This is a genomic window from Paradesertivirga mongoliensis (assembly GCF_024436395.1).
Classification (GTDB): Bacteria; Bacteroidota; Bacteroidia; order Sphingobacteriales; family Sphingobacteriaceae; genus Paradesertivirga; species Paradesertivirga mongoliensis.
On the sequence record NZ_JAFMZO010000001.1, the window covers coordinates 601,434 to 613,437 of the forward strand.

Genomic DNA, 12,004 nt, shown 5'->3' on the forward strand with positions numbered 1-12,004 from the left:
AAAAGTGGTACTTGTCGCTCGCTTCCCCATAAATTTTAAAGCGGCGTTATTTTTTTAATGCCTGAAAATACCTGCTTTCGGATATTTTTTGACCCAAATGTGTTTGTAACTTTTTCCACGAAATGTAACCTAAAATCCCCGCACAGGTATAACTGACGAGAGGTCCTGATCAAACCCGGCAGAGCCTCAGACCTAAGTGCGGCTTATGATAAGAAATTTTATCTTTCTCTTTTTACAGTTTTCGATTATCTCAGCTTATTGCCAAAACTTTAATTTCCGCTTCAACCACTTAAATGTAACTAAAGGTCTATCTACCAGCAATGCCAACTCCGTTTTTCAGGATAACAAGGGCTTTATATGGATCGCCACGACGAATGGGCTTAACAGATTTAACGGTTACACTTGTGAGGTGTACAAACATATCGCAAATGACCCTACAAGCCTCGTTGAAGATGACGTAAAGGAAATATTCCAGGATTCTGAACAGAACATTTGGATAGGAACAGCAAGAGGCGTTAACAGATACAGAAGAGAGCAAAACAATTTCTTCATTCACGACGAGGTTCCGAGGGTTAGAGTCGACAATTTCTTGGAGGATCATAAGAAGGGAATGTTCTGTAGCAGCGAGTCTGACGTATACCGATACAATAGAAAACAGAGACTTTTCGAAAGAATAGGAACTGTTCCCAGCAAGGAAGATATCCAAGAATTAGTGGTTGACAAGACAGGAAACATTTGGGTTATTTGCCATTACACTATTTTTCTGTTGGATGTAAAAACCAAACGATTTATCGAACAGAAACAGATCAAGCCATTGAACTATAGCCATGCCTTTGTAGACTTTGAGAACAACCTCTGGCTTGGCGGCGAAAATGGACTACATGTATACGACCACAAGAATAGAGATTTCAAGCCGTATTCAAAAAATCACCTTTTTAAAAATATTATTGTTTCTATAACCGAGGACGAAAAACACCGGCTTTGGGTAGGGACGGTAAACGACGGGCTGTACGTATTGGAGAAGAACAGAAATAATATTCACCATTATATAAACAACACCGCTGAGCCGGAAAGCCTGAGTTCAAATTCGGTGAACCATATTTATTCTGATAATAACAACAATATTTGGATCAGCACTTATAGCGGAGGGGTTGACTTAGTGACTGAGAAAAACTTTGAAACATATCGCGGTAATGCCACTTACGCCAATACGCTAAGCAGTAACCTTATTGCTTCATTGTGTGAAGACAGCCAAGGGAATATTTGGATTGGTACCGATGGTGGAGGTTTGAATAAGTTTAACCCGCAAACCAAGTCATTTCAGCACTTCCGTGCCAAAAAAGGCGATCCTAACACTTTGAGTACGGATGTAGTGACTTCAATTGTAAAAGACAGAAACGGCAGTTTGTGGATGGGGTACTGGGAAGGTGGGTTAGATAACTACAATCCATCTACCGGTCAATTTGTACGCTATAAAAATAAAAACGCCGCAGATACTCGCCCATTATTGAGCCAAAATGTTATGTACTTGTTTTACGACAGACGGGATAACCTTTGGGTACAAACGCTCAAAGGCTTGATGCGGTTTAACTCCTCAACAAAGGACTTTGAAAATTATGCATCTCCGCGAACAGATCTTACAAATTATATTACCAGCATGTATGATGAGGGTAATGGAAAAATGTGGCTCGGCACCTGGGCTGGTTTAAATCTGCTAGATGTTAAAACCAAAAAGTACACCGCCTTTCATCATAATGATAAAGACGTAAACTCTCTTAGTAACGATAAGATATATGTGATCTTCGTTGACAGTAAAAACCGGTTCTGGATTGGTACAGGAAACGGACTAAACCTCTTCGACAGGCAAACCAAAAAGTTTAGCGGAATTTATGAAGAAGACGGGCTGCCGAGCGATATTATTTATGGAATACTGGAAGACAAAAGAGGCAACTTATGGCTCAGTACCGGGTATGGATTATGCCGTTATAATCCCGAGACCAAGGCAATAAAAACCTTTACAGCTGCCGACGGATTACAGGGCAATGAATATAAGCAAAATGCCTTTCTAAAGCTTCGGAACGGGAATCTTGTATTCGGGGGAACGCAGGGCTTCAGCATTTTCGATCCTGAGGAAATAGACGAAAACAAAGTTCCGCCACCCCTGGTGTTTACGAATTTCAAAATCTTTAACAGTCCGGTTACCTCGTTCGGCGAAGACTCACCACTTCAAAAATCAATAACAGAAGCAAGGGAAATCCATCTCTCCCATAAGCAATCGGTATTCACGATTGAATTCTCGGCATTAAACTTTATAACATCTCAGAACAATCAGTATGCCTATATTTTAGAAGGCTTTGATACCAAATGGCGCTATGCGGGTTCACAACGAGAAGCCACCTATACCAACCTGGATCCCGGAAGATACATTTTTAAGGTAAAAGCATCGAATAACGACGGCGTATGGAATGAAAAATGGGAATCAATCGAAATTGTGATTCATCCACCTTTCTGGAAAACATGGTGGTTCCGAACTTCAATATTACTTATTGTGATCGGGGCGGCTTATTCATTCTACCGTTATCGCCTTAAAGCGATACAAAGACAAAAAAAGGAGCTGGAACAACAGGTTGAAGAGCGCACGATCGAGCTAAGAAAACAATCAGAAGTTCTCCAGGATGTAAACATGGAGCTGAAATTGCAGTCGGATGAGTTGCAGCAACAGGCTGAAAAACTGCAGGCTCAGGCCGAAGAACTCCAGGCACAATCAGAAGAACTGCAACTTCAGTCTGAGATGGAGCAGCAGGCAAGACAAGACGCGGAAAAGGCCAATCAGGCGAAAAGCACCTTTTTAGCAACTATGAGTCACGAGATCCGCACTCCGATGAACGGCGTTTTAGGTATGGCTTCGCTGTTGTGTGAAACGGATCTGGACAAAGAGCAACGAGACTATGCTGAAACCATAAAAAACAGCGGTGAAGCACTCTTAAATGTAATTAACGATATTCTTGACTTCTCTAAAATCGAATCAGGGAATTTGGAATTAGATCCGCACCATTTCAGCCTTCGAAAATGCATTGAAGAAGTAATGGATTTGTTTGCAATAAAAACCATCCAAACCGGACTCGATCTGGTTTACTTGATTGATCATAAGATTCCTGTGCAAATCTTCGCCGATAGTCTCCGTTTACGCCAAATACTCATTAATCTGGTGGGCAATTCAATCAAATTTACCCATAAAGGAGAGGTTTATATTGGTGTGTCATTAACAAAACAGGATGGCGAAGATCTGGAACTTACCTTTGAAGTGAGAGATACCGGCATTGGTATTCCGCAAGACAAATTAAGCAGGCTGTTTAAAGCATTCTCTCAGGTAGACTCTTCTACTACCCGTAAATATGGCGGAACAGGTCTGGGTTTGGTAATATGCGAACGGCTCGCCAAAATAATGGGCGGCGAAATCGATGTAAGCAGTAGTGAGGGTAAAGGCACCAGTTTTAAGTTTAACATCTTATGTAAGGTAAGCAATCAGGCTGACAAGAACGTTGTATACGCCGGCTTGACTGGCTGCGAGGGGAAGAGAGTACTTATTGTGGATGATAACCGGACCAATTTAAAAATCTTAAAAACCCAATTAGACCACTGGAAGCTTACAACGACCTTAAGTTCATCTGGTGAAGAAGCCCTGCAGGTCCTCGGGGAACACACCTTTGACCTGATCATTTCAGACATGCAAATGCCCGAAATGGATGGCATTACCTTTACCGAACGTGTAAAAACAATAAACGCTGCACTGCCAGTCATACTTCTCAGCTCAATCGGCGACGAAACCCAAAAGAGATATTCACATCTGTTTTCAGCTATTTTGACTAAGCCTGTAAAGCAGCAGCAATTGTTCAGAGCTGTACAGGCTCAGTTGACTTATCAGGTACCACCTCTTGAAAACCAGAAAGAAAAAGCTGCGGTTCTTCTGTCGGAAGACTTTGCCGAGAAGCATCCGCTTAAAATTTTGATAGCAGAAGATAATCTTATCAACCAAAAATTAATCCTGAAAGTGCTGAGCAAACTTGGCTATCAGGCAAAGCTGGCAAACAACGGACAAGAAGTACTGGATATGATTAAAGCTGAGGCTTTTGATGTAGTACTCATGGACGTACAGATGCCTGTTATGGATGGTCTTGAAGCAACCAGGTTCATCCGCGAGAACTTTGAAAAACAACCTCTTATCGTGGCGATGACAGCAAACGCTCTTGTAGAAGATCGCGAAATATGTATATCAGCAGGGATGGACGAATATGTATCGAAGCCGATAAAACTTGAGGAGTTGACCCGGGTGCTTGCAGAAATTTCTAAAATGTCGAAAAATACGGCATAGAGGCGCAGAAACAGCTGAAAAAAAATCGATTTTCGTTCTCAAAACCCTAAACTTATGCCATGCTAATCTGTTGCTACATCAAACAATATTTTTTATGGCCAAACGAGTACTTGTGATCGATGATGACACTGCCATATTAGAGGTTATTGGCGGTATCCTGAGTTATGAGGATTACGATGTAAAAACGTCTGTAACTCCGCAAGACTTAGATTCAGATATAAGCGAATTTAACCCCGATTTAATATTATTGGATATCAATTTGGGCAGCTTTAACGGACTGCAAATATGCCGTACCCTGAAAGCAAATCCTGATACAAAGCACATTCCGGTTATTATTTTATCTGCCGACGACAGCATTTTCGATGCCATCCAGATTTTTGGCGCTAACGACATTATTTTGAAGCCTCTTGACATGAACGTTTTGTTAGAAACAGTAGGCAAATATCTTTTGGCGCCAGTCATCCAGCTTCACCGGTATTGAGGCGGCGCTCGTTCTCATCCGAACAAGCGCTTAACCTCTTTCAAGCCATATCTTCTATTATAAATCAACCAGCTGCTTCTTATTTTGTCCGGCCTTGTATAATCCCGGTACCGGTCCAAAAGATTTCGTCAGGCGGTTCCACGAATTAATCTGGACAACCGCCAGAGTAAGATAGGCTATTTCATGCTTACTGAAATACTTCAGCAACTCGTCGTGAATGTCATCACTATGCTCTTCTTCTGGCATCCTGGTAAGCCTTTCGGCAAATTGAAGTGCAGCTTGCTCTTTTGCAGAGTAATATGGAGCCTCGCGCCAGGCCGAAATTGAAATAAGGCGAATGGGATCTTCTCCTGCGGCTATCGCTTCTTTAAAATGCATATCGAGGCAGTAAGCACATCCGTTGATTTGCGACACCCGCGTGCGTACTAATTCTAGTAAAAAGAAGTCGAGGCCGCTGTTGTCGACGTAATCCTGAACCTGCTTCATTGCCTGGTATAAACCTGCAGGCTGTTCTTGATGAGATATTCTTTCCATAATTTTATATTTATTTGTCTAATGACAAACACACCCCATTAGGCGTGACATCCTAAAGCTATTTAAGCATTTTCAGCTTATCAGGATTTCGGACAATAAATACACCCTTAAGCAGATCATTTTCAAACCAATAGATCTGACAGGTAGTAAGCACATCATTTTCATAATAAAACAAGGCGGGCAAATGGTTTACTTCTCCAGCCTTACATTCCCGATCGCGATAAAACTTTCTATAAATCCCATTCAACATAGCCAGCGCTGCTTTCTTACCCCTAACAGGATGGATGCCAGCTGACACTTTACCACCGCCATCCGAAATTACAGCTATATCGTCATTTAACAACTGTTCTAACTTACCGGTGTCGCCGCTTTGTATTGTTTCCAGGTATCGCTTAAAGTGTTCTGAAGGATAACTTTTACTGCCAAGCAAAGCCTGTCCCTGCAGTTGCTTCTTAGCGCGACTTAGCAGTTTTCGCGAGTTTTCTTCGCTGGTGCCAATAATATCGCTGATCTCGGAATGTTCGTAATCAAACGCTTCTTTCAATATAAAGACCGCCCGCTGCCGGGGACTTACCTTTTCGAGCAACACCATCAAAGAGTACGATAAGATATCCTGCTTCAACAGTGAACTGTCGGCGCTTTCTGACGATACCGGCTCTGGTAGCCATTCGCCAGGGTAAAATGGCAGGAGTTTTTGCTGCCGCTTTTTCTGGTTGATGGAAAGGTTGATCACCATCCTGGTGAGATAAGCCTTTTTATTATCTATTTTGCTCTGGTCAACAGAGATGAACCTGAGAAAAGCATCCTGCACAATATCTTTCGCATCATCCGTTGAACCCAGAATATTGTATGCATATGATGTGAGTAAGGGTCTTAAGCTTTCCATATATCGTGAATCGAATTTGAATAATATTCTTCGCAATTGGAACAGACAAACGAGAAACCGGATAAGTGACACTTCAGAGCTCTTTTTCGCAACAGCCTATCCGAATGTGAGCATTTCAACCCCCGAACGATCCCTAAGCTCTGGTTAATTTGGTTTTTAAAATAATAATTTGCCCCCTTTTTTCAACTGAATCCACCCTGCTTTACATTTTCTAACATTCCTATGTTTGTTTCGCTAACCAGGCACATCCGCGAAACCACAGCCGTTTGTACAACGGGGTCAGACGTATCCACACAATGGCCGAACTCTGTCGGGGATAAAGGCGAGCTTGCTTTTTATTGAATACCCTATATAAACCACGAATTATGAAAACACTTCTACATGTTGTATTAACTTTTCTGTGTTTACTTGGCTTAAATGCGTTTGGGCAAGCTCCCAATTTGCCCACCAAGCAAACACTTAGCGAAAGCATTCTTTCATCACGAACATTTTCTAATCCCAGCCAGACAGATACTGTTGTAAGGCAGCGTCCGATCGCCGATAATTATACGTTGGAGGTCGTAGCCAGGGTGAATTCCGCCAGTGGTCGCGGCCTGGATATTGAAGCCCGGAACTCTAAAGCTAAAGGATTCAGGCTTTCGCTGGATGCATCTGCTTTAAAGTGGACATCAGCCCTAAACTCTAGCCGGGCGATGACTTCTTCCAATGCGGGCGAAAGTCAAACCATCAGGATAGCGGTCAGCAACCAGTTAGTACACATTTATCAGAACGGTGTTTTCGTTCAAACCGAACCTCTTTCCAGTATTAAAGATATTGATGGGGGTGTAGAGTCTGACAATCTTTTAAATACTGTTCAAGGACCTACTTTAATTCCAAATTGGGCGGGTACAGCACCTAACAATAGCGGAAGGCCAAGCGACTACGGCTGGGCTTACACAAATACTACGGTTAACCTTTTTAACACAGCGAACTCAGGCAGCGGCATCAGATACATGGATGTCAACGCTTCTTCCGGAGGAAATGTACATACCTATAACGGCAGCCCCTATGTAGGCCGCCTGATGTTTATCAGATGGGATGGTTCCGCTTACAAAGATGCCTGTTTCAGCTATCCTGTAACACTGGAGGCTAACACCACCTACGATTTCTCGATGCTTCATGCTTATGTAACCAACGCTACAGGAGGCCGGGCCATAACTGTTGGAATTGGAAAAACCAATACCACCACTGGCCGGATAGCATCTCATGTTTTCAACACCAGCGGTACGAGAACTTTTAAAAAGGAAAACTTTATTTTCACTTCACAGGATGCGGGACAATACTATCTAACATTTACCGGGAACTGGGCTTTATACTCAATAGCCGGCTTATCAGTAAATAAAATCAATGTAAATCCGAGATTTATTTTTGGCAAGAACTATCCCGCAGGGGCAGTCGATATGGAAATCTCGTCGGTAAGCTATGAGGATGGCGCCTATGCTCCTGCGGGCGCTATTGGCGGTGCCAAACAAAATGTGATGGTAAGCGGAAACGTTGTATATATGCTGCCATCGTTCAACAAAAACTTTATAGTATCCGGAAGAACCGATTTGCACCTTACGGGCGAAACAACACCCCTCATTAATTCGTCGGTCGAATTAAATTCTGATGATGCCTGGCTGTTTTTCGATAATATTAAGCCATCAGCGGTTATTGCAAACTGGCTTGATAAGGTAACGATAAACGGAGTACCAGCCGCTAATAATCAAAATCTTCGCATCAGCATTTATAAAAACGGCACTGCTGTCATCCCGAATGGGATTCAAACATCTGCAAGAGCATTAACTGTGTTTACCCAACCTAATCTGGCAGGAGATACCCAGGCTTTTGAGATCGAAAAATACCATAATAACCTTGGCGGTTTTAACAACAAAATACGCTCATTTAAATTGAGCAGAGGCTATATGGCTACCCTTGCTAATAATGCAGACGGATCTGGCTACAGCCGCGTTTTCATAGCAAATGATGCCGACCTTATCGTGAATACTATGCCAGCAGGACTTGATACAACCGTTTCGTTTATCCGCGTTTTTAAGTGGGATTGGATAAGTAAAAAAGGAAAAGCAGGCTGGTCACCGGCAAAAATTAACTCCACATGGTATTATGATTGGAACATCGGCGGAAGTTCTTCAACAGATTATGAGTATTCTATTATCCGGCAAAACGCCGGCTGGCCTTCCTGGAATGAGCTAAACAACAAGAAAAATGTCACTCATCTTCTCGGATTTAATGAGCCCGACAGGCCCGACCAGGCGAACATGACCGTTGATGAAGCATTCAATCAATGGCCTGAAATGATGAAGTCTGGATTGCGGATCGGATCGCCAGCCCCCGCAAGTCCCCATTCAAGTTGGATCACAAACTTTCTGGCCAAATGCGACCAGTTAAACTACCGTGTTGATTATGTAGCCATTCATTGTTACTGGGGAGGTTTAACGCCTGCTCAATGGTACTCACAATTAAAAAGTATTTACGACAGGGTAAAGCGTCCGCTCTGGATTACAGAATGGAATAATGGCGCAAACTGGACCACAGAAAGCTGGCCGTCTGACCAGGCCGCCCAGTTTGAGAAACAATACAACGACATGAAGGGGATTTTACAGGTACTTGACACAGCATCTTTTGTGGAACGATATGCCATTTACGATTGGGTAGAGAATAAAAGAGCGATGGTGTTGGCCGATACGCTGACTCCTGCCGGAAAGTACTATGCAGCCAACAAATCGGACTTTGCTTACAACCCTCAAAAAGCGTATGTACATAACTGGAAATTAGTTGCCGCTCCGCTGTCAAGCAGGATAAACAATGATGACTATCTTAAAACAACACTTACATGGAGAGATTTGAATGGAGAACTGGGCTCGAAATACATTCTTGAAAGAAAAGTAGATGGCCGGGATAATAGTTTCCTCCCTGTTTATGAAATCGCCGACTACATGCAGGGAAGCAATTTGAGCTATGTTGACAGCGTGTTTGATAAAGCCAGCTACCGGGTGAAGGCCTTTAATGTGGCTGGCGACCAATTCGTGTATTCAGCGACGCTCGACGTGCTTAGAGATGCCGTCTCAACGCCTCCAACAAGCCTTACCGGCGAAGTCCTTTCGTCGTCAATCAGCAAATTGAACTGGAACGCCGGCGCCAATGCACGCTCTTATAACCTGAAGCGATCCGTAAATGCCAGCGGTCCCTTCGAAACTATTTTTGCGAGAACAACTCAGCTGGCTTATCAGGATACCAGCTTAACTCCATCCACAGATTACTATTATGTAGTAACCAGCCTCAACTCTGCAGGCGAAAGTATCAATTCGTCGGTATTAAACCTGCGAACCAAAGATCTGGTTGTACCAGATAGTGTAAAGAACGCGCGAGTGGCTTCGGGCGACGCCAAAATCATATTAACCTGGGATTTTATTTACGACGCGAAGTATGATATTTTACGCGCTGAAACTGAGAACGGAATTTTTGATACTGTAGCCACCAATGTAAACACCACCCGCTATACAGACAGCGGAAGGATTAACGGTAAAACTTATTTCTATAAGATTGTTGCGCACAATGCCGCTGGCAGAAGTCCGGAAACAAGGATTTTACAAGGCACCCCGGCAGAGGGACGATACGTTTACGTAAGTTTCAATGAAGACGCTGGCAAGTTTGCTGAAGACATCTGGGGAGGCTATCATGGTGCACTGGCTGCAACAGCGGGTCATGCCGAAGGGCGTTCTGCTGCAGCTCTGAAACTCGACGGAACGGCAAGCTCATACACAGCGTTAAATCATGGGATACTTAATGACCTAAGCGATTTTACCATCTCTACCTGGGTAAAAATGGATGCGCTTTCAAACTGGATGCGGATCTTTGATTTTGGCGCAGGAACCTCCAAATACATGTTCCTTACCCCGCAGGCAAATGTTAGCGGCGGGAAATCTACGGTCCGTTATGGTATTAAGAATGGCACAGAGGAACAAAGCGTAAGTTATCCGTTTAGCTTTCCTTTAAATACCTGGACGCACTTCGCTGTCAGCCATTCTGCGGATACTGCAAAACTGTACATCAACGGAGCGTTGGTTGCTTCTAATAACGTGTTCATCAAGCCATCAACACTGGGTCTTACTCACCAAAACTATTTGGGAAAATCTCAATACAACGATCCCATGTTAAAAGGATCAATCGATGAATTTAAAATCTTTAACCGTGCTTTAAGCGATGCTGAAATTTTAGAGGTGACGAAAGACGAGCAAACTATTGCATTCCAACCCATCCCCGAAAAGATGCTTGGTGAGCCTGACTTTGCCCCTTCGGCTACCGCTTCTTCATCTTTACCAGTATCATACACAAGCTCCGACACAAGCGTTGCCAGAATAACCAACGAAGGCAAAATCCAGCTTGTGGGACGAGGCACAGCAACAATAATTGCATCGCAAAGCGGAGATTCCCTTTATCGTTCGGCCCCTCCGGTAATCCAGCAACTCGTTGTACTGGCTCCTCCAATGGTAATGGCTAAAAATGTAGAACTGTTCCTTGATGAAACGGGGAAAGTCTCTTTAACTCCAGAAATGATCGACAATGGTTCGATAAGCTATAATGGATCGTTAAGCTTGGCCATAGATAAAACTGCTTTCAATTGCTCGCAGGTTGATTCTGCAGTATCGGTAACGCTTACGGCTACAGATGAAAGGGGTTATCAAAGTTCTGCGACTGCCACCGTAACTGTCATCGATAAGATAAAACCAGTTATCACCGGAGCCAGAGATCAATTCTTCTGCTTTACAGGCGACAGCTATACCATACCTGCTTTAGGCGCTTTCGACAATTGTGGTATTTCCACGATTAGTTACCGCATCAGTGGCGCTACCACCCGCAGCGGTTCTGGCTCAGACGCTAGTGGTGTCTTTAACTCCGGGGAATCAAAAATTTCATGGGCAGTTACCGATATTCATGGAAATGTGAGCGATACAAGCTCTACTATTACGGTAAATCAACCGCTTCAGGTAACTATTCCCGATGTATATGCCATAAGCCCTGCTTCAACAGAAAAGAACATTATCTATGCCGGTTACGGACCCGCATCGTTAACCATCGAAGCAAGACCTCAGGGTGGCTCGGCGCCTTACACTTATTCCTGGAGCACAGGTGCTAGCACGGGGCCAGTAGAGGTAGTTTCCGGCACCTACAGTGTAACTGTTACAGATTCAAAAGGGTGTCAGGTAACTACGTCTATAACCATAAACAGCCAGAATGTGGAATGTGGAACTAAAGATGACAAGGTGTTAATTTGTCATAATGGTAATACTATTTGCATCTCGGCCAGCGCGGTTCAATCGCATTTGGATCATGGCGATAAACTGGGTTCTTGCGCGGGCGCCACAACATTGGCTAGTGCCTCACAGAATTCTGGCGAGCAGGTTGAGCCCATTGCCTTATCCGCCACAGCGAAGATTGTTATATATCCTAATCCGGCCGCAGACTATATTCAGATCTCAGGTCTCGAAGCCGGGACGTACCAGTACAATATTTTTGGCCTGGGAGGAAATAGAATTTCTGGCGGCCCTCTAGTGGATGGAAAAATTACCCTGCCAGCCGGCCTGGTAAATGGGAATTACTTACTGCAGATACTCGACGGTGGAAATACCCGGATTAGTAAACAAGTGATTATCCAGAGATAAAAATTAAAGCCCCGCATGAGTCGGGGCTT

5 protein-coding genes are annotated in these 12,004 nt (G+C 43.6%); 3 read left to right on the forward strand and 2 right to left on the reverse strand.

Annotated features, from left to right (window positions below; translation table 11 throughout):
* Positions 1-205 precede the first annotated feature (205 nt).
* The gene (locus tag J3P43_RS02320; RefSeq protein ID WP_255898580.1) at positions 206-4,372 is read left to right on the forward strand and encodes a response regulator; all 4,167 of its coding nucleotides are present in this window, start codon (positions 206-208) and stop codon (positions 4,370-4,372) included.
* A gap of 94 nt (positions 4,373-4,466) precedes the next feature.
* Complete coding sequence (locus tag J3P43_RS02325) at positions 4,467-4,853, forward strand: response regulator (RefSeq protein ID WP_255898582.1); 387 nt, start codon at positions 4,467-4,469, stop codon at positions 4,851-4,853.
* Between the two features lie 57 nt (positions 4,854-4,910).
* Here J3P43_RS02325 and J3P43_RS02330 read toward each other — a convergent pair whose 3' ends face one another.
* Positions 4,911-5,387: a carboxymuconolactone decarboxylase family protein gene (locus tag J3P43_RS02330; protein WP_255898584.1), complete on the reverse strand. Its 477-nt coding sequence runs from the start codon at positions 5,385-5,387 to the stop codon at positions 4,911-4,913.
* A 58-nt stretch (positions 5,388-5,445) separates the two neighbouring features.
* Complete coding sequence (locus tag J3P43_RS02335) at positions 5,446-6,273, reverse strand: sigma-70 family RNA polymerase sigma factor (protein WP_255898586.1); 828 nt, start codon at positions 6,271-6,273, stop codon at positions 5,446-5,448.
* A gap of 365 nt (positions 6,274-6,638) precedes the next feature.
* On the opposite strand from J3P43_RS02335, the gene J3P43_RS02340 reads away from it, so the two are divergent.
* Positions 6,639-11,975 (forward strand): LamG-like jellyroll fold domain-containing protein, encoded by a 5,337-nt coding sequence (locus J3P43_RS02340; protein ID WP_255898588.1) that lies wholly within the window; start codon positions 6,639-6,641, stop codon positions 11,973-11,975.
* Positions 11,976-12,004 lie beyond the last annotated feature (29 nt).

Coding starts and splice junctions, on each gene's coding strand:
- J3P43_RS02330 (WP_255898584.1), bottom strand. CDS start 5,387: ATGGAAAGAATATCTCATCAAGAACAGCCTGCAGGTTTATACCAGGCA.
- J3P43_RS02335 (WP_255898586.1), bottom strand. CDS start 6,273: ATGGAAAGCTTAAGACCCTTACTCACATCATATGCATACAATATTCTG.
- J3P43_RS02320 (WP_255898580.1), top strand. CDS start 206: ATGATAAGAAATTTTATCTTTCTCTTTTTACAGTTTTCGATTATCTCA.
- J3P43_RS02340 (WP_255898588.1), top strand. CDS start 6,639: ATGAAAACACTTCTACATGTTGTATTAACTTTTCTGTGTTTACTTGGC.
- J3P43_RS02325 (WP_255898582.1), top strand. CDS start 4,467: ATGGCCAAACGAGTACTTGTGATCGATGATGACACTGCCATATTAGAG.